This window comes from Sphingobacterium corticis (assembly GCF_042684745.1).
GTDB lineage: Bacteria > Bacteroidota > Bacteroidia > Sphingobacteriales > Sphingobacteriaceae > Sphingobacterium > Sphingobacterium corticis.
Genome location: NZ_JBHUMA010000003.1, coordinates 93,883 through 113,246, shown reverse-complemented (window position 1 = coordinate 113,246; position 19,364 = coordinate 93,883). Strand labels below are relative to the sequence as shown.

General features: G+C 41.7%; 18 protein-coding genes. 7 read left to right on the top strand and 11 right to left on the bottom strand.

The features are described 5' to 3' along the window. Positions 1-6 precede the first annotated feature (6 nt). The 3 genes from ACFSQ3_RS00545 to ACFSQ3_RS00535 all read right to left on the bottom strand — a co-directional run bounded on the left by ACFSQ3_RS00545 (position 7) and on the right by ACFSQ3_RS00535 (position 5,385). Complete coding sequence (locus tag ACFSQ3_RS00545; RefSeq protein WP_380866576.1) at positions 7-1,404, bottom strand: dihydrolipoamide acetyltransferase family protein; 1,398 nt, start codon at positions 1,402-1,404, stop codon at positions 7-9. A gap of 96 nt (positions 1,405-1,500) precedes the next feature. Then, complete coding sequence (locus tag ACFSQ3_RS00540; RefSeq protein ID WP_380866574.1) at positions 1,501-2,760, bottom strand: CinA family nicotinamide mononucleotide deamidase-related protein; 1,260 nt, start codon at positions 2,758-2,760, stop codon at positions 1,501-1,503. 18 nt (positions 2,761-2,778) lie between these two features. Further along, positions 2,779-5,385 (bottom strand): putative LPS assembly protein LptD, encoded by a 2,607-nt coding sequence (locus ACFSQ3_RS00535; protein ID WP_380866572.1) that lies wholly within the window; start codon positions 5,383-5,385, stop codon positions 2,779-2,781. 201 nt (positions 5,386-5,586) lie between these two features. Here ACFSQ3_RS00535 and ACFSQ3_RS00530 point away from each other — a divergent pair, with 201 nt between their 5' ends. The 3 genes from ACFSQ3_RS00530 (at position 5,587) to ACFSQ3_RS00520 (ending at position 8,380) form a co-directional block, all read left to right on the top strand. Then, positions 5,587-6,471 carry an N-acetylmuramoyl-L-alanine amidase family protein gene (locus ACFSQ3_RS00530; RefSeq protein WP_380866570.1) on the top strand — a complete coding sequence of 295 codons (885 nt, stop codon included), beginning with the start codon at positions 5,587-5,589 and terminating at the stop codon, positions 6,469-6,471. 95 nt (positions 6,472-6,566) lie between these two features. Continuing rightward, positions 6,567-7,355, top strand: a complete 789-nt coding sequence (locus ACFSQ3_RS00525; RefSeq protein ID WP_380866568.1) for an N-acetylmuramoyl-L-alanine amidase family protein — start codon at positions 6,567-6,569, stop codon at positions 7,353-7,355. A 77-nt stretch (positions 7,356-7,432) separates the two neighbouring features. Continuing rightward, positions 7,433-8,380: an MlaD family protein gene (locus tag ACFSQ3_RS00520; protein ID WP_380866567.1), complete on the top strand. Its 948-nt coding sequence runs from the start codon at positions 7,433-7,435 to the stop codon at positions 8,378-8,380. A 97-nt stretch (positions 8,381-8,477) separates the two neighbouring features. Here ACFSQ3_RS00520 and ACFSQ3_RS00515 read toward each other — a convergent pair whose 3' ends face one another. The 5 genes from ACFSQ3_RS00515 to recN form a co-directional block, all read right to left on the bottom strand. Continuing rightward, complete coding sequence (locus tag ACFSQ3_RS00515; protein WP_380866565.1) at positions 8,478-9,182, bottom strand: SDR family oxidoreductase; 705 nt, start codon at positions 9,180-9,182, stop codon at positions 8,478-8,480. 47 nt (positions 9,183-9,229) lie between these two features. After that, positions 9,230-9,982, bottom strand: a complete 753-nt coding sequence (locus ACFSQ3_RS00510; protein ID WP_380866563.1) for an SDR family NAD(P)-dependent oxidoreductase — start codon at positions 9,980-9,982, stop codon at positions 9,230-9,232. Between the two features lie 144 nt (positions 9,983-10,126). Further along, complete coding sequence (locus tag ACFSQ3_RS00505) at positions 10,127-10,387, bottom strand: hypothetical protein (RefSeq protein WP_380866562.1); 261 nt, start codon at positions 10,385-10,387, stop codon at positions 10,127-10,129. Positions 10,388-10,623: 236 nt separating this feature from the next. Beyond that, on the bottom strand, positions 10,624-12,738 hold the full coding sequence (locus ACFSQ3_RS00500) for a S9 family peptidase (protein WP_380866560.1): 2,115 nt from the start codon (positions 12,736-12,738) through the stop codon (positions 10,624-10,626). A 30-nt stretch (positions 12,739-12,768) separates the two neighbouring features. After that, positions 12,769-14,427 carry a DNA repair protein RecN gene (gene recN, locus ACFSQ3_RS00495; RefSeq protein WP_380866558.1) on the bottom strand — a complete coding sequence of 553 codons (1,659 nt, stop codon included), beginning with the start codon at positions 14,425-14,427 and terminating at the stop codon, positions 12,769-12,771. A 97-nt stretch (positions 14,428-14,524) separates the two neighbouring features. Between recN and ACFSQ3_RS00490 the strand changes: the two genes are divergently transcribed. From ACFSQ3_RS00490 to ACFSQ3_RS00475, 4 genes are all read left to right on the top strand, one after another. Then, complete coding sequence (locus ACFSQ3_RS00490; protein ID WP_380866746.1) at positions 14,525-15,142, top strand: SprT-like domain-containing protein; 618 nt, start codon at positions 14,525-14,527, stop codon at positions 15,140-15,142. 51 nt (positions 15,143-15,193) lie between these two features. Next, on the top strand, positions 15,194-16,849 hold the full coding sequence (locus ACFSQ3_RS00485) for a M20/M25/M40 family metallo-hydrolase (RefSeq protein ID WP_380866557.1): 1,656 nt from the start codon (positions 15,194-15,196) through the stop codon (positions 16,847-16,849). Between the two features lie 46 nt (positions 16,850-16,895). Next, entirely contained in the window at positions 16,896-17,309 is a 414-nt protein-coding gene (locus tag ACFSQ3_RS00480; RefSeq protein ID WP_380866555.1) for a hypothetical protein, read from the top strand. 109 nt (positions 17,310-17,418) lie between these two features. Then, on the top strand, positions 17,419-17,769 hold the full coding sequence (locus tag ACFSQ3_RS00475) for an SdpI family protein (RefSeq protein ID WP_380866554.1): 351 nt from the start codon (positions 17,419-17,421) through the stop codon (positions 17,767-17,769). A 12-nt stretch (positions 17,770-17,781) separates the two neighbouring features. On the opposite strand, the gene ACFSQ3_RS00470 is transcribed toward ACFSQ3_RS00475, so the two are convergent. Genes ACFSQ3_RS00470 through ACFSQ3_RS00460 form a run of 3 tightly spaced genes read right to left on the bottom strand, consistent with a single transcriptional unit; the run spans position 17,782 to position 19,069 of the window. Continuing rightward, positions 17,782-18,480 carry an ATP-binding cassette domain-containing protein gene (locus ACFSQ3_RS00470; protein ID WP_380866552.1) on the bottom strand — a complete coding sequence of 233 codons (699 nt, stop codon included), beginning with the start codon at positions 18,478-18,480 and terminating at the stop codon, positions 17,782-17,784. Further along, on the bottom strand, positions 18,477-18,770 hold the full coding sequence (locus ACFSQ3_RS00465; protein ID WP_380866550.1) for a hypothetical protein: 294 nt from the start codon (positions 18,768-18,770) through the stop codon (positions 18,477-18,479). Before ACFSQ3_RS00465 ends, ACFSQ3_RS00470 begins: the two co-directional genes overlap by 4 nt. A gap of 2 nt (positions 18,771-18,772) precedes the next feature. Beyond that, complete coding sequence (locus ACFSQ3_RS00460) at positions 18,773-19,069, bottom strand: FtsB family cell division protein (RefSeq protein ID WP_380866548.1); 297 nt, start codon at positions 19,067-19,069, stop codon at positions 18,773-18,775. Positions 19,070-19,364 lie beyond the last annotated feature (295 nt).

The following is a 19,364-nucleotide window of genomic DNA, read 5'->3' as shown; positions in this document are numbered from 1 at the left end:
GGCGCTCTACACGTCACGGTCAACATCCCAGTTCTCTAAATAATCTGCAACGCGTTTGATGAACGTTCCACCTAATGCCCCATCAATCACGCGGTGATCGTATGACATCGTGATGTACATAAAATGACGAATACCGATTAAATCTCCATCAGGCGTTTCGATTACCGCCGGCTTTTTCTTGATCGTACCAACGGCTAAAATCGCGGCTTGCGGTTGATTGATAATCGGCATACCGAAAATATTTCCGAACGCACCAATGTTGGTAAAGGTAAACGTACCGCCTTGGGTATCATCTGGCTTCAACTTGTTTGCCCGCGCACGCTGCGCCAAATCATTTACTGAACGACTAATGCCAACCAAACTCAATTGATCGGCATCCTTAATTACCGGAACGATCAAATTTCCATTTGGCAACGCTGTTGCCATACCGATGTTAATATGTTTACGACGAATAATGTTATACCCGTCAACAGAAACGTTGATCATTGGAAAATCTTTCAGCGCTTTAGAAATAGCTTCGATGATCAATGGCGTAAACGTTATATTTTCACCTTCGCGTTTCTTGAAACCTTCTTTTACTTTGTTTCTCCAGTTCACCAAATTCGTTACGTCCGCTTCTACAGCAGAAAAAACGTGCGGTGATGTATGCACGCTTTGTACCATGTGGTCAGCAATCAACCGACGCATACGATCCATTTCGATGATCTCGTCGCCATCGCCGCGTGGAACTGAAACCGGCTTGCTCGCTTTTTTGTTAGATTCTTGCGCTAAACCTGCCTGCGACACTCCAACATTTTTCGTTGCTACATCTTCTGCATTTTGGCTTGTCGACGATTTAATCTCATCACTATTTTTAGCGGATAGATACCTCAACACGTCATCCTTCGTTACGCGACCGTCCGCTCCGCTACCTTTCACTTGATCAAGATCTGCCAACGAAAGGCCTTCTTCTTGCGCAATGCTACGAACCAACGGAGAATAAAAACGATCGCTATCTCGATGGGTAGAATGCTCGACGTGTGCTTGCACCAGCTCAGCTTCAGCCAATGCACCCAATCCTGGCGCTTCAACCTTTTCAGATTCTACGTCCGCAGTTTTCGGATTTATATCTTCAGGAACGACCTCTTGTTCTATCGATATTTCCTCAGCAAGCTCAACCTTACCGTCGATTTCGATGATCGCGATAGCATCGCCTACTTGCACCACATCGCCTTCTGTGTACAATTTTTCTTTCAACACGCCGCTCACCGGAGCAGGCACATCTGAATCCACTTTATCGGTCGCTATTTCCAATACCGCTTCATCTTCTTGAATTGTATCTCCAACCTCCTTCAGCCAGTTCGTAACAGTTGCTTCCGTTACGCTTTCACCCATTTTAGGAAGGATAAGTTTATGCAATGCCATGATGTATTCCTTTTAGTTGATCACGAATATAGCTAATAATAATAAATTTGGCCGATCACAAAATATAATATTTCTAGATTGCCCTTTTGCAAAATATTACACCGTACTGTTTTGATCTCTTACAACTTCCCATAATAGCAATAAACTATTAGTGGTAGCTCTTTCAATGTTAATTGCACGGTCGTTATGAAAATGAAACAACCTTGCTAGGACACCTTTAGGAGATGCTACTGCAATCCAAATTGTTCCAACAGGCAAATCTTCCGTTCCACCATCCGGACCAGCCAATCCGGAAGTCGCGACTGCATAATCGACATTCAAAGCAGTTCTCGCTCCTATTGCCATCGCTTTTACCACAGGTTCGCTAACCGGCCCGTATGCTGCTAGATCTGTCTCGCTCACGGATAACAGATTCATTTTAATCTCGTTTGCATAAGAAATTATCGAACCTTTGTACACATCCCCTGATCCGGGCACGCTCGTTATTCGCGCGGCGATATTTCCACCTGTACAACTTTCGGCAGTCGCCAAAGTTAACTTTCGAGATGCCATCTGCGACAGCAAAGCGCTTTCCATTTCTACGTTACCAAAGGAAACGAACGCATCATCCACACGCGTTTTTATGCGTTGCGCAAATTCTTCTAACTCCTTATTCAGCACACTCGCATCCGATCCTGTGCCTGTCAATCTCAATCGAACGATTCCCAATTTGGGCAGGTACGCTAAACGAATATGTTCGGGCAGTTCCGCTTCGATATCGGCGATGGATGTTGCTAAATGCGATTCGCCAACTCCGGCCGTTAAGATGTAACGATTTTCGATAAACCCTGTTGAAGTACGCTCCGATAAGCGTGGTAACACATGCTCGCTCATGATATATTTCATTTCGAACGGCACTCCCGGCATAAATATGAATACGACATCTTTATGCTTAAACCATAAACCTGGCGCTGTACCCACTGCATTGAAAAGCACTTCTCCATCTGAAAAAACGTCCGCCTGCATTTCGTTGATGGCTGGCATTTCTCGGTTTCTCTTTGAAAAAATAGATCGCACATGTTCCAGCACTTTTTGATCGCGCACAAGCGAAGTTCCAAAATATTCAGCGGCTGTTTTTTTCGTTATATCATCTTTCGTTGGACCTAATCCGCCGGTCACTAAAACAACTTCTGCCCGTGTTTGCGCCTGCTCGAATGCTTCCACAATAGCTTCCTGCCGATCAGCAATCGTGGTAATCTGCACTACAGACAAATGAAACTGCAACAACTGCTGCGCCATCCAAGCCGAATTGGTATCAACAATTTGGCCTTGCAATATTTCATCACCAATGGTGATGATTTCAATTTTTGTAGCCATAGGTCGGAGTTTTTAGGACTAGAATATGTAATGACTTTGCCGCTTCATAAGCTTCAAGTCTTGAAGAATAGAAGCCTTTGCTCGGATGGTAAAGTTATAACTTTGGAATTGACCGATTGGAACCCATGAAAACGACATTTCCCAACAATGGAGATCACGATAAATGCTGAATTGCGGAATGACGACCTGCATTTGTCCAAAATCATATCCTCCATTAAACTGTACTTTCCATTTCGGTGTAACGTTAAAATCTCCATGAAGCTGAACCGTACTAGTGATATTACTACCCATCCGAAGGTCTTCGGTTCTGAAAACGCTGGCGTAATTAAAACTAAATGATCCGGAAAGGTTCCACGGAATATTAAAATCTACGAAGGCATTTGGATCACGGCTCACGCGCGCCAAGGCATCTGCTTGCTCCTGCGTCATGTTTGGCATATTATTCCGCAAGGAGTCCACGTTATTATTTCTGCTTTTGGACGCATCCGGATTAAAGCTGTAATCAAACGACAATCCAAAACTTTGCAATCGCGCTAATTGCCCTTCTCTGATTGCAAATCGGTTTACCTTTCGTCCGGTTACCTTATCGTAGGTGTATGGATCGAATGATCCATTAAAATTTAAGTTGATCTTTTCATTAAAGAGTGTTGTCCGACCGGAAAAAGAGATATTGGATAGCTTGAGCGAATCCGCAGCGATATTATAATTACCACTAAAAGTTAAGCCCTGTAAGATTGGGATTTTCTTTATTCCTGAACCAGTAGTGTCCTTATCGGATCGAATCTTAGCCTCAATATTATTATCTATTGAAAAGCCGATCCCCATACTTCTTCCCGCTCCAGGTGTGCCATAGATTCCATCTTGAAAGATGGAGTAACGACTAGATAACCCCTGCGGATTTACATAATCGCGATAAAAACCATATCGCGGATCACCGAAATCTGGGCGATAGTTTAGGTTGACAGATGGCGTTACCACGTGACGAATAGCTTCGATGTTTCCAATTTTCGGGTACTGCCCATATACTTTAGTGGAAAGTCCGGAAGAAATGGAGTAATCATAGGCCCGTCTAAAGCCTGATATCGTATCGCGTACTTCGGTAAATCCAATTTGGTTGTTTTCTAATCGATTTCGAGTGCTTTGAAAATACCAACGCTCCGTATAATTAACAGCGGTGTTGAACTGGAAATACTTCATCACCTGCAAAGACAACGCAATAGGAATGGTATGTTGAAATCCATTGGTAAAATTTTGTAGCGTTTCTTTTCGGAACAAAAGAGAATCGCTCGTTACCAATTTATTCTGTCCTTGTACACTGTACCCAACGGTGATGCGTTCGTACCATTTTTCGCCTGTGCTCTCACCAAATTTAAACGGATTGAAGGTAGAAACGTTCAAACTGAAGGTCGGTAAATCCAAATTGATTGCTCCGGTACGAATATCCTGACGATGTCCCAAACTGGATGTAAAATTGACCTTTCCGTCAGCAAACACCTTCCCATAACTGATGTTGGACGACATATTGTTCTGCGTCAACGCTTGGAAGTTAGCCGTTCCGTTTGCCGCCGTATTTCGGAAGTATGAACTTGTACCAAAGTTAACTGATGCAGAAAAAGACGTTCCGGGATTGGCTTCCTGGCGTTGCGTGTGATTCCACGTTACATTGAAATCCTGCGCGCGGTTGTAACTTGGCGTTCCCTCTATTCCAGTCGGAGTGGATCCATAACGAATATTAAATCCACCATTAAATTTATAATTTACGACGTACTGCGTACGAATGGATGCTTCGAAGGCACCTTTGGAAAAAATGTTTGATCGAATTTCGGAATCCCAATAATCGTTGAATGTCAAATACCAGCCCAAATCACGCATCGCAAAACCACGACTGGCATCTTCACCAAATGAAGGAAACAACATCCCAGAGGTCGGTTTATCTTGTTTTGGAAAAAAGCCAAACGGAATTGCCAAAAACTTCATTGGTATATTCTGCACAACCAAATAAGACGGCCCGGCGATAATTTGATTTTTCACCACCAATCCTTTGGAAATCTTAATACCGAAATGGGTGTGCGGCTCGGGTAAATCACAGGTGCTATACAGACCATCGAACAAAGACATTTCCTCGTAAATATTTCGACGTACAACACGCGCTTGAATATACGCGCCATCCATCTCGGTCATCACGCCGAAGGTTTTCGGGATCTGCGTTTTGTAATTATAGATTAAGGAATCCACTGCAATAGGACCTTCGCCCGGCATAATAACGACTGGACGACCTATATATTTATCGTTGTGATCGCGCACGCCGGAAGCAAATAGAAGATTTGTGTTTCGATCTAAACGGATATAATCCGCTGCCAACTCAAAATCTTGGTATTTTACTTTTGCTCCGCCGTAAAGATGCAACCGGTTTAAGCTAACTTCATTAACCGACGAATCGTTCGCAACAATAGTGACAACAGTTTCCAAATCACTTTCAGCGTCTTTCATCACGACCGTATCCTGACCAGTTGCGTCACGAAAATTATTCTGAACCGTATCCGTAGAAACAACCGAAGTATCTCTTGCTGGGATGGTATCCAACACAGGTTTTACATCCTGCGCATTTGCGAATAAAACATTCACAAACAAAAGGATAAGCACACCAAAAAGAGAAGTAGTCGCTCTCAAAATAAAATATGAATGTTACTTTTGTATTAATTTGATTATTATGACGGCAAAAATAGTCAAAAAACCGAAAGAATGCCTGATTTTAACATTCTAAACTGAATGCTATTTATGCGCTTCTTTACGGTAAAAACGAAGGTATGGAGAAACATTAAACAGATGGGTTTGCAAAAAAATGTTAAATTTTTATATATCGTGGTTTTCGCACTGTGCCTATTGGGTACAAACTCCCTAATTAATCGTGCGAAAGCACACCGAAAAACACTCAAAGTTTCTACCGTTCAGGAGCGAACTGTCAAACCTTTTTCTTTGGTAGTCATTGATCCCGGTCATGGTGGTAACAAACTTGGTGCCCAAGGGAGAGTATCTTTGGAGAAGGATATTGCATTACAAGTTTCGATAAAATTGAAGGAACGAGTAGAAAAAGAAATGCCAGGTGTCAAGGTATTGCTCACCCGAGAATCGGATATTGACGTGCCCTTTTACGAGCGCACGGCATTAGCAAATAAGAATCATGCAGATTTATTTATCTCCATTCACTGTAACTCGGCCGATTCTGAACGTCGTGTTAAGGGTAAAAATGGTAGATATACTACGCAATTAACACGTAGGCCTAATGTCAAGGGCACAGAAACATTCGTTTGCGGATACAACAGAATGGCGCAGCAGGATGTTGCAATTCGCGAAAATGCCGACATTTTACTTGAGGAAAATTACAAAGAAAACTATAATGGTTTTGATCCGAATGACCCTTCTACGTACATCGTATTCTCGCTAATGAAACGTCGTTACCGAGATCAGAGCATTAAATTGGCAACTATGATGCAGGATGAATACGTGCAATCGGGACGCGAAAATCGTGGCGTACAAGAGCTTTCTTTAGCGGTTTTAGCCACAGCAGGAATGCCTGCAGTACTTACAGAAATTGGCTTTATCAGCTCGCCTGATGAAGAAAACTTCATGTTGTCTTCAGCTGGCCAAGAAGAGATTGTAAACAATCTGACTACGTCAATAAAACGTTTTAAAACAAGTATGGAACGTTAATTGATAGGCATGATCAGCGTTTACCCAATATTTTACAAAAGCAATTTATAATTCATTACAGTTCGATGATTTCATACAATACTTTTATCTCCTTTTTGAAAACAACTAAATCGTTATTTCTTTTATTTTTTCTATTCATCAGCATTTCATTCTTCGGCAGTTTTCAAGATCCAGTAAGTGATAATCCGCCACAAGGTTTAAAAGTGATCGTACTGGATGCGGGCCACGGAGGGAAAGATCCTGGCGCTGTGGGTGCAAGATCAAGAGAAAAGGATGTGGCGCTACAAGTTGTGCTTAGTTTGGGAAAAAAAATCCAACGCGATATGCCTGGAGTCAAGGTTATTTACACGAGAACCGGAGACACCTATCCAAAGTTGTATGAACGCCCCGCGCTCGCAAATAGTAATCACGCTGATTTATTCATATCTGTGCATTTGAATTCTGCCGGACGATCGGGACGTAGTGCTAGAGGAACAGAAACTTTTGTATTGGGTTTCAATAACATGGTGAATCAGGACGTCGCAATTCGTGAAAATGCTTCCATTTTGTTAGAGGATAATTACGAAGAGAATTATGGAGGTTTTGATCCAAACGATCCTTCCACCTATATTGTTTTCCAATTAATGAAGCGTCAATATCGAGACAAAAGCATTAAGCTCGCGAGTTACATGCAAGCAGAATACACGCGTTCCGGTCGCATTAATCGTGGGGTTAAAGAATTGCCGTTAGCAGTTTTGAAAACTGCAGGAATGCCAGCAGTTTTAACAGAGATTGGATTTATTAGCAATTCCGAAGAGGAACAATACATGATGTCCGGTAAAGGACAAGAGGAAATTGTAGAAAATCTGTACAACGCGATAAATACCTACCGAAAAAACCTGTAACGCTAAACTTTTATTATCTTAGAGCGTTAACAGATAAAAGGATTGAATTTTTCGCCAATATTTAAAGGTCACATATTTTGAAAATTTCCAACGAAACGAAAGTCGGCGCGCTAACAGCAATAGCGATTGCTTTGCTATTTATAGGTTATAGTTTTCTGAAAGGAAACGATGTCTTTACTTCTGAAAACACCTATTATACCGAGTACAACAATGTAGACGGACTTTCCGCATCCAAACCTGTAATGGTAAATGGTTATCAAATAGGTCGTGTTTCCAGTTTGAAAATGCAGGAAAACGGAAAGATTCGTACAGAATTTAAAATTAAAGGCGATTACGAGATTCCTTCTAATACGGTTGCGCGGATTGTAAGTGCGGATTTATTGGGGAGCAAAGCAATTGTCTTCGATTTAGGAAATAGTACAACCATGGCACGCGATGGAGATCCGCTGTTGTCGGATATTCAGGCCAACCTTATGGAAAAAGTGGAGCCGTTGCAGCACAAAGTGGAGAACTTGGTGGTAAAATTGGACTCCGTTTTATCTGCCGTGAATACAGCACTGGATGATGAGTTCCAACGCGATTTCAAACAGAGTTTACGCAGTATATCGGTGTCATTGAGCAACGTAGAGAAGATAACAAACGATGTGGAAGGTTTAGTAGGTTCTGAACGGATGCGTTTAGCACAAATTATGATGAACTTAGAATCCATCACTACGAACTTCAAGAAATACGACGGACAAATTAATTCGATTTTGGGCAATTTAGATACCATGTCCAACAATTTGGCACAAGTTGAGATTAAAGAAACGGTCGATAACGCCAATAAAGCGATGCAGGAAGTGCATGCAATCACTCAAAAAATTCAGAATGGCGATGGATCGTTGAGCTTATTAATTAACGATGATAAGTTATACAACAACTTAAACAACGCTTCCTTGAATCTAGACAACTTGGTGAAAGATTTGAAAGAAAATCCGGGTCGCTACCTTCGTTTAAGCATTTTTGGTAAGAAAGATACGAAGTAAGTTCGCAAAGAATTTACAGCAAATAAAAACGGGTTGTTTCTTATCGGAAACAACCCGTTTTTATTAATAACTGATTAAGTTCCTAAATTGCTTTTTCTTACTTCGTTCTAGCTGGGCGAACTTCAATCTTACTTGGCAATACGTTGGGATTCATTTGCAATAGATCGACGACCATTTCGCCTAAATCTGATGGCTGAATCTTCCAAGCATCTTCCTCACTAGGAACATGATCATTGAAGTGCGAGGTGACCGAACCCGGCATAATGGTGGTGCATTTGATATCGTAGGCACGCAAATCCAACATCGCAGCTTGCGTGAAACCTACAACGCCAAATTTCGACGCATTGTAACCAGCTCCATTTGCGAAGAAATTAGTTCCTGCCAATGAAGCAAGAGAAATGTAGTATCCTTTATGCGCTTTTAACTGATCTACGGTTGCTTTCAATGTATGAAAAACACCCGTAAGATTAGTATCTATCATAGCATTCCAATCTTCCAGCGACAATTGATCTACCGGAGCAAACTTTCCAACTCCTGCATTAGCAATCACCACATCCAATTTACCGAACTTTGTCACAATCTGTTCTACCGCTTTCACTTCATCTTCAAAATTACTGACGTTGGATTGGATAGCTAAGACATTATCGCTTCCCAACAATGCTTTTGCCTTTTCTACATCCTCTATGTTGCGGCCTGATATAGCTACCTTTAGTCCGCTTTCGAGCAGTACTCTGGCAATACCGAAACCAATCCCTTTGGTTCCGCCAGTGATATACGCCACTTTATTTTCTATGTTTTGCATGTGCTGTGTTTTTTGATTTTGGATACGAGTTTTTGCTATTTAACCTTCTAAATAGCCGTATATCCTCCGTCCGCGATGTAATACGATCCCGTAATAAAAGATGCTTGATCGGAACTTAAGAACAAAACGAGATTTGCTACTTCTTCCGGTGTTCCTAACCTATTCGCAGGTGCTTTAGCAGCAATCGCATCTTGCATTTCCTGCGTCAAATTATCCTCCAGCAACGGGGTCAGAATGTATCCCGGACCGACGGCATTGCAACGAATATTTTGTTTCGCATATTCTGCAGCAATGTTTTTAGTTAATCCGACAACGGCATGTTTCGTGGCTGTGTAAGCACTGCTCATTGGCGCCGCAACGGTACCGTGAACCGATGCAATGTTTACAATATTTCCTCCACCATTCTTTGCCATTTGTGCTAGCTGATATCGACATCCATAAAATACACCATTCAAATTCACATTAATGACTTTATTCCATCCGTCAATATCGTATTCTCCGGTAAGCTGTGCCGGCCCACCAATACCCGCATTATTACAGGCGATGTCTAATCTTCCAAAGTGTTCTACCGTAGTAGCTACTAGTTTTTCATTATCTTCCGCACTGGAAGAATCCGCTTTTACGAAAATAGCATCGCCGCCAGCCGATTTTATCTTGTCGACCACACGTTTTCCATTCTCTTCGTTGATATCCGATACGACAACTTTTGCTCCGTTTGAAGCAAAAAGCTCTGCAATAGCCTGTCCGATTCCAGATCCGGCACCAGTAACAATAGCTACTTTTTCATCTAATCTAAACATAATATGATCTTTTAAATTCTAAATAAAGTAACCCACTTTTTGTTTCGCTAACAATCAGCTTTTGTCAGAAAAAGTTAAAAAAACAGTATGCTGAGGTTGGATTCAAAACCATGATTAGGTCTAAGAAATGCACATTTGTTTTCACTATTCAGATACTTTAGCTGTTTTAAATGTTTGGTAAAATTCGCCTTTTATCCAACGATCTCGAATGATATCGTTCAGGCTTTTGCCGATAATATAATCACCATTTTCGGTATTTAGGATGATTACCATGTTGTCGCGAATTTCCGTTGTAAATTTCCCACTTTTCGATTCTTGCTGCGATTTGTTGCTCATAGCTAAGAATGCAACACTTGCTAATAGTAGTCCGATTAAAATGGACTTTACATCTAATACAATTTTCATTTGATTGAGTTTTTATTGAACAATATAATGAAAGGTGCGATGATTTTCATTTTAAAGAACAATTATAAACGCGTCTTTGCGAGCCTAAAAAATCATTGACGGCACGCCATATTATAAAGTAACGTATCAATAAATTCACACATTGATTCGCTTAAAATAGAAGGGATTCGCTTTAAAACAGTCGGCCTGCATAAAACTTACGCAGGCCGATATGTTCGTTTGTTATGTTACGTTGTTTACAACGTTTCGCTTAACCATTTAAAGAATTCACGTTGCCAAACTTGCGCATTATGACCAGATAACACCCAGTGATTTTCGTCCGGCAGATATAACAAACGACTTTTTATTCCGCGCAGCTGCGCTGCTTGAAATGCTTCCAAACCTTGGCCAATCGGCACACGATAATCTTTACCGCCTTGGATTACGAAGATTGGCGTATTCCACTTTTCAATATGTTTGATCGGGTTGAAATCGTTGTACGTTTTTTCATTCGCGGCATCCCAATACGGGCCGCCTAAATCTTGGTTCGCGAAGAATAATTCTTCCGTGGTTCCATACCAAGAAACCATATCAAACAATCCGCAATGCGAAATGAACGATTTGAAACGACCTTCGTGTACTCCCGCTAACATAAATACCGAATAACCGCCGTAACTCGCACCAACAGCACCTAAACGATCGCTATCGACGTAGCTTTCTTTGGATAGATCGTCAATCGCGGATAAGTAATCACGAATAGGCTGTCCGCCCCAATCGCCGGAAATATCTTCATTCCATTTTACGCCCCAGCCCGGCATTCCGCGACGGTTTGGCGCGATAACAATGTAACCTTGCGAGGCAATCAACTGCAAATTCCAACGAATGGAGTACGATTGCGTAACGGCCGATTGCGGTCCACCTTGACAATATAGTAAAGTCGGATATTTCTTTGTTGGATCGAAATCCGGCGGATAAACTACCCAAGAAAACAAATCTAAACCGTCCGTTGCTTTCGTGAAGCGACCTTCCACTTTTGTTTCTGCGATACTGGCATAAGCTTCATCATTTACTGTGGTAATTGGCGTCAGTTGGCGATTTTTAAAATCGTAGCGATAAATCTCGGTTGCGCGTGTTAAGCGCGTAGAACTTACTACCAAACCGCCATTATATTCCCCGACGATTCCCGTAATATCAAATTCGCCTTCACTTATTTGAATAATCTTCGGCTTGCTCTTTGCTGATAGCGATTTTGCCACAGCCAACTCAAATAATTGTACGGTTCCTTTTACGGGCGCGGTAAAGTAGATTTTCTTACCATCTTTGCTCCACACAAAGGAATTTACCGTGCCATCCCAATGTGCGGTCAGGTTAACGCGCTGTTTGGAATCGTTGCTCGCGATGATGATAATGTCATTCTTGTCCGCTTCGAAACCATCTTTTTTCATGCTCAACCACGTTAACCGATCGCCAGCGGAATTGAAAGTTGGATTGGTATCGTAACCATTCATTCCTTCTGTCAGATTAGTGACTTGTCCGCTCGCCAAATCGTGACGATAAATATCAGTGTTCGTGCTTTGTGCATATTCTTTACCGACACGCTTTTTGGCGACATAAAGCACCGCTTTGCTATCGGGCGACCAAGCAAAATCTTCCGCACCACCAAATGGCGCTTGCGGACTGTAGAATGGTTCACCTTCCAGTAAATCTTTCGCTTCGCCTAATTTCCCGTCAGTATAGCTTGCTACAAAAGGATGTGCATAGCGCCCGTCGTTAAACGTATCCCAGTGCCTAAAATCCAAATCATCGTACACGTAAGCATTGCTTTTTGGCAAATCTTTGTATTTATCTGGCCCGTGTGTAGGTGTGATTAGCACAGATTGACTGTATAGAATGTGCTTCTTATCAGGAGATAATTTCACATTCTCCAGCTTTCCTTCTGTATGCGTGATTTGTATTTTGTTGTTCCCGTCGCTAGCCATTTTCCAAAGATCACCCTTGAATAAATAGATAATTTCGCCTTGAGCGGTGATATCTAAAACACTTTCGCTTCCTTTTTCATTCGTAATTTGCTGTGGAGTTCCGCCCATTACCGGAATTGAAAACAGATGACGTTCGGTGCTATTTGATTCCAAATCGTAATTCCCGACTCCGTAAATCAAGTGTTTTCCATCAGCAGTAAGTTGCTCCGCAGAAACACGGCCGAACTTCCACAGGCCTTCGGCAGTCAATGGACTTTTTTCGGATGTTAATTGATTCACGGATTGATCTTTTGTTCTTTGAATACGCATTGGTCCATCTTTACGATTTTGAGCTTGCCCGAAGGAAATACTCATTACCATTAAAGCACCAAGCATGGTTTTGTTGTATATCATTATTGTTGTGTTTCTATTTAAATGATCGGCTTATTCTCCTTGGATCAACTCGCGAGCATGTTGAAGCGCTGCATCGCCCGGTTTCGAACCGCTAAGCATTTTGGCCACCTCTAAAACGCGTTCATCTTGGTTCAGTGCCTCGATTCTCGACAAAGTACGTTCGGCTTGATCTTCTTTGTACACTTTGAAATGGCGTTCACCTTTGGAAGCAATTTGCGGCAAATGCGTAATCGCTACAACCTGCATGTGATTAGCCAAAGATTGCATCACCTCGCCAACTTGGAGTGCAACTTCACCAGAAATTCCGGTGTCTATTTCATCGAAAATAATCGTTGGCAAAGCAGAACTTCGCGCCACCAAAGATTTTACCGCCAACATTACACGCGAAAGTTCACCGCCTGATGCGACTTTATGAATTGCCTGCGGCGATTGTCCTTTATTGGCGGAGAATAAAAAGCTGACTTTATCCGTTCCGTAAGCATTAAACGGTTGATCTTTTATCAATTCGATTTCCAATACCGCATTCGGCATACCCACTTTCAGCAAGGTTTTTTCTATTTCCTTTTTTATTTGTGGAACAATCTTCGTTCGGCTGTCCGACAGCTTTTGAGCCGCTTTTTGCACTTCACTTTCGCTTGTTTCTACTAGCTTTTTCAGCGCCAGCACCTCGGCTTCTTGATTGGTTAATGATTGGATTTTTTCACTTAACTCATTTCTCAAACCGATTAATGCTTCCACATCCGCCACGCGATATTTCTGCACCAAATTATATAAAGTCGATAAGCGCTCAGAAACAAAAGCTAATCGCTCTTCATCCACAGAAACCGTTTGTTCTTGAGTAGCCAATTCTGCAGAAATATCCTTCAACTCAATAATACTGCTGTCTAAACGTGCCAGCAAATCATCACCGCCGGTCATGTAGGACGCAATGCGCTGTATCTCGCTAAGGGATTCTTTTAAGCTTTGCAAGGCATTCTGTTCGCCTTCTTCTAAACTCTGAACTGCATTGAGCAATCCGCGTTTTATATCCTCCGCATTCTCCAGCTGACGCTGTTCCGACTCCAAATCTTCCACTTCATTTTCAATCAGTTGAGCCGATTCCAGTTCATTAACAACAAATTGATTGTAATCCGCCTCCGCATTAGATTGCGCAATTCGTTCTTCCAATTCGCGAAGCGCCGAAACATTTCCCTTATAAGCTTTTAGCTTTTTCGTGTAATCTGCATTTGTTGCTGCATTATTAGCTACGCTATCCAATACCAAAAACTGAAAATCCTCGGTGTTGATTTGGTTGGTCGCTTGCTGCGAATGAATATCGATCAATCGCTCGCTCAACGCTTTCAGCACTTGCAAGGTAACTGGCGAATCATTCACGAACGCACGCGATTTTCCTTCCGAACTGACTTCACGACGAATAATGGTTTCCGCTTCATAATCCAAATCTTGTTCATCGAACAAATCCTTCAATGCATAGTTGCGCACATCGAAATAACCTTCGATAATACATTTACTACCTTCGTTGAACACGTACTTCCCTTCTACCCGATTACCAAGAATCAGCCCAAGCGCACCCATAATAATGGATTTACCGGCACCCGTTTCCCCTGTAATGATATTCAACTTTTCATCAAAATCGATATCCAAGGAATCTATCAAAGCATAATTTCTAATCAAAAGCTTACGTAGCATGCGTCGTCCGGTTATTGTGTATTCAAAGATAAAAAGGATTTGTCACATCCGCTCCGATGCGAATACGTAATGTACCGAAAATTCCTATTTTTGTATGATGCCTGATTTTACCGAATCCTTATCGCGCTACATACCAAAGGACGCTGCTCCCATTATTTCGCAGTGGATTATAGACACCGGTTGCCGTTTTAAGGTTTCTCGATCTAGAAGCAGCAAATTGGGCGATTACCGGGCACCATTTCAGGGCAAAACACATCAAATATCGGTCAATCACGATCTCAATCCGTATTCATTTTTAATCACAACCGTGCACGAGTTTGCTCATCTGAAAACCTATACGCAACATCAGCATCGCGTAAAACCACACGGCACAGAATGGAAGAAAAATTTTCAGGATTTGATGCAGCCTTTTTTGAAGTTGAATGTGTTGCCGAATGATGTTACCGTTGCATTAGTAAAGTATATGGATAATCCGGCAGCTTCCAGTTGTACCGACTTGAATCTCTTTCGGGTTTTGAAGAAATACGATAGCGAATCGGCTGCGAAATCGAATCTGGTTACGGTAGAATCGTTGGATTTGGACAGCGTATTTTCGTTTAAAAACGGACGAGTGTTCCAAAAGAAAGAAAAGCTACGAAAACGTTACAAATGCGTAGAGCTTGCTACTGGACGCATTTATCTCTTCCATCCTATCGCGGAAGTCGTTCCAGCCTAAAAAGCAACGAGCATCAGTTCTCATTTCTTTGCAGAAGCCTTATATTTGGTTATGCACAAAACATTAACCTATGCCGCGCTAGCGTTTATTTCGTTTGCATCTTGCGACCGCAGCGCGCAAAAACACGATACGGAAGGTTTAGATTCCGCCGCTTTATCTGCCATTTCGGAAGATAGTTATCGCGCTCATGTAGCCAAATTATCGTCGGATGAATTTCTAGGCAGAAAGCCCTTTACAAAAGGTGATACCTTAGCGGTGAATTATATCGAAGAACAATTTAAAGCGCTCGGTTTAGAACCCGGAAACGGTGATTCTTACTTTCAAGAAGTGCCGATGGTGCAAATTGATGCGAAACCGACCAGCGATACATGGACATTTTCTAGTGCAAAAGGATCCGTGAATGCGAAATATTTGGATGATTTCGTGGTTACGAGCCCGCAACTTTCCAGCGACGTACAAGTAAAAGATTCGGAGTTGGTTTTTGTTGGTTTTGGTATTGTAGCACCGGAATTCGATTGGAACGATTATGCTGATATTGACGTAAAAGGTAAAACGGTGGTCGCCATGGTTTCAGATCCAGGAAGGTACGATAAAAACCTTTTCAAAGCGGATACTATGACCTATTACGGTCGTTGGAACTACAAATATGAAGAAGCCGCACGCCAAGGTGCTGCTGGAGTAATTTTGATCCATGAAACGGAAGCAGCAAGCTACGGATGGAATGTTGTCCGTTCGGGTTGGTCAGGACCGCAGTTGAGTTTAGTGCCGGAAGAAGGCGCTAAAAATGTTGATTTCCAAAGTTGGATAACCACACCGATTGCGAATCAATTATTTGCGATCAGTGATCTAGATGCCGACGCATTGGAAAGCGCAAAGAAACCGGGATTCAAGCCAAAAGCAATGGGCATTCGTACATCCATGAGCTTGAAAAACCAAACGAGAAAATCTGCTTCGAACAATGTGATAGCTAAGCTTAAAGGATCGAAACGTCCGGAAGAGGTCGTTATTTACACCGCGCACTGGGATCACTTGGGCGTTGGCGAAGCCGAAAATGGCGATGCGATTTTTAATGGCGCTATCGATAATGCAGCAGGTGTTTCTGCGTTGTTTGAGATTGCAAAAGCCTTTCAAGCAGCCAAAGTGAGACCGGAGCGTTCGATCGTTTTTCTTGCCGTTACGGCGGAGGAAGAAGGCTTGTTAGGTTCGCAGTATTATACAGAACATCCTATTTACCCATTGGACAAAACCGTTGGTAACTTGAATATGGATGCATTTAACGCAGTTGGAGCAACCAAAGTTGTTTCCATCGTAGGACGCGGACAAACGGAATTGGAGGATTATGTAGAAAAATCAGCTAAAAAGTTTGATCGTATCGTGATGGATTCGGGAAGTCCGTCTTCGGGAGGATTTTACCGTTCGGATCATTTCAACTTTGTTAAAGTTGGCGTTCCGGGATTATTTATGGGTAGCGGAGGAGATTATTTGGATGCAGACACCGTCGCGCTTAACAAACGTAAAGAAGCATTAGCAGGAACTTATCACACCGTCCGCGACGAACTAAATGAACATTGGGACTTTACCGGAATCTTGGCAGACATTCGTTTGTTCTTCGATATCGGTTACACGTTGAGTATGGAAAGTACTTTCCCTAACTTCAAAAGTAAATCAGAATTCAAAGAATTAGGCGACAAACGATTATCAAAGTAGTATATTTGCCGTCGAGATAATGTAATTTATATTTATAATAACGGGAATGAAACATCTACACTCTACAGTTGCTGTGGTATTGCTAATTGCTTTGCTAGTATCTATTGTGCTTACGCTAGTTAATTACTTAAAATATCGTCCGTACAACAGAAAAATTGCGTTGATTGGTTTGATCAGCGGACACATCCAGATGCTCATAGGAATTACCTACTTCATCACACTTCAATACTACAGCATGTTTTCGGGAGCAGTGATGAAAGACAGCTTGTTGCGCTTCAAAATCATTGAGCACCCACTTATGATGTTATTAGGTGTAGTTGCGATTACCATAGGATATTCAAAAGCAAAGCGAATGACCGACGATTGGAAAGCAAACCAAACTGTATTCATTTTTTACCTAGTTGGTTTGGTATTTTTCCTTTCTCGTATTCCTTGGTCAACTTGGTCTTTATTCGCATAAATGAAAATTTAAAAAGCAAAATATATGAGCGATCAAACAGTGTTTGATCGCTTTTTTGTTATATTAGATAGCAGCTAGTTAAGCCAACACCAATCCTAGTTAACGAACCATGCCAGAAGAATACGTTGAAATTATCCTAATTGACTTGCTTTTGCTGATCGTTTCGTTCGCTTTGTATTTCTTTCCGGCGAAAAAGATCAACTTCATCTATGGCTATAGAACGACTCGTTCGATGAGAAATCAGATAAACTGGCAATTATCGCAACGTTATTTCGCCAAGCAATGGATTTGGGTTGTGCCAACGGTTATGCTCATACAACTTGCTCTCATTTTCTTGACGGATTTCGATTTTGGAAAGAATAATCGTAATTTATTGCACATCTCGATGGCGATCTATTTTGTCGGCTCGATCGTTTGTATGTTTCGAACAGAACGAAAACTAAAGCAGAACATTGATTAGCAGAAAAGGTTGTTAATCAGAAAAGGTGCCGTCGGGCACATAAAACATTTCCAATTCTTTTTTATCGCGAATATTCCTGCAAGAACCGTTTTGCAGCAAAGTAATTTTCGTCGCAATATCCAGCATATAACGATAATCGTGATCAGAGATTACAATGCCTTTTTTATCGTGAAGATGGAGGATTTGAGCACAAACTTCATCCTTCATTATAGGAGAAAGTCCAGAAAATGGTTCGTCTAGCAACATAAATGTCGCAGGCTGATGCAGAATTAACATAATTTCTAAAAACCGACATTCTCCGCCAGATAAGTCGGCAACCAAATTGTCCAGCACGGGCTTAAGAATGGGATGCGACATTATATTTTCTTTCCCGCGATCGTCAGAAATCATGAGATCGATGGCTTTGCGTACGCGCATGGAGGTAAGCAGAAACCTGTCTTGCGGAAGATAACAAACATCTTTCGATTCAAAAGCGTTAGTAATTCTTTCGCCGTTCAAACGAATGTAACTATGATGCGCCTTCAGCGATCCAAACGCTACTTTCATCAATGTTGATTTTCCGCAGCCATTCCGTCCCACTAGCGCCAAAACATCGCCGACGCCGCAAGCTAAATAACCTCCGGTCAAAATATTACGTTGACTATTGTAAGCGAATTGAACGGAATCCACGTAGAACTCCTTTTCTCGTTTCTGATTTGTGATAGCTTTCATAAATCGAAACTTGGATGAAATAGTAGCGTCAGCGCATAAAAAATTCCGCTGAATAGCATGTTAATTCCGAAAGCTCCGAGATGCAAACGCACCCGGCTAAACCCCAAATTGTAGTAGAAATACATGCTATTTTGCTCGAAAATTCGAACCAACCCAGCCGTTAATAAATAGCCAATTGAACCGAATACAAAAGGATAAGCGGATAAAGAAGCAAGCAGGAGAACCAAGCCTAAGCTTAGAAAAACATTAATTAAAAGAATGGTTTTATAAAAATGCCAATAGATGCGCATGGTTAGTCTATCGTCGATTCCTCGACAATATACACATCTTCGTTGGTTCTTTTCATTTTGTACTTTTCGCGCGCTATTTTTTGAATAATGTCCGGATTGGATTTGACATCCTTAATAGCAGTCGAAATGGTGGAAATTTCATTGGTATAATATTCCTTTTCCGCTTCCAACTTATTACGTTCCTGCTGATAATTGTATTGAGTCGTCAGGTCGTAACGATCGAAAAAAGCCATCCAAGCTACGAAAACCGCAACCGCAATGATATATTTATTTCGAACCACGTTGATAAAACGTTCCATAATCACAAAGATATTATTATCCCATTAAAATGAGTGAGTTGAAGGAAATTCTTTTCAAAATTTTTCCTGATAAAAAGTTTGGCAAAACCACGAAGTACTCAGCGAAGCTAAATCAAGACTGCATTCCTCTTTGCTATCCTTCCTCAGCAATCCTAAACAAAACCAAACTCGCTACGCTCAAACAATGTTTTGTTCTTAACGGATTGACTTTCGGTCGGACGACGCAATCGGAACGCTAGGTCGATTATTCGTTCAAGGAAGTTTGTGCTTTACCGAAGCAAATTAATGAAGTAAC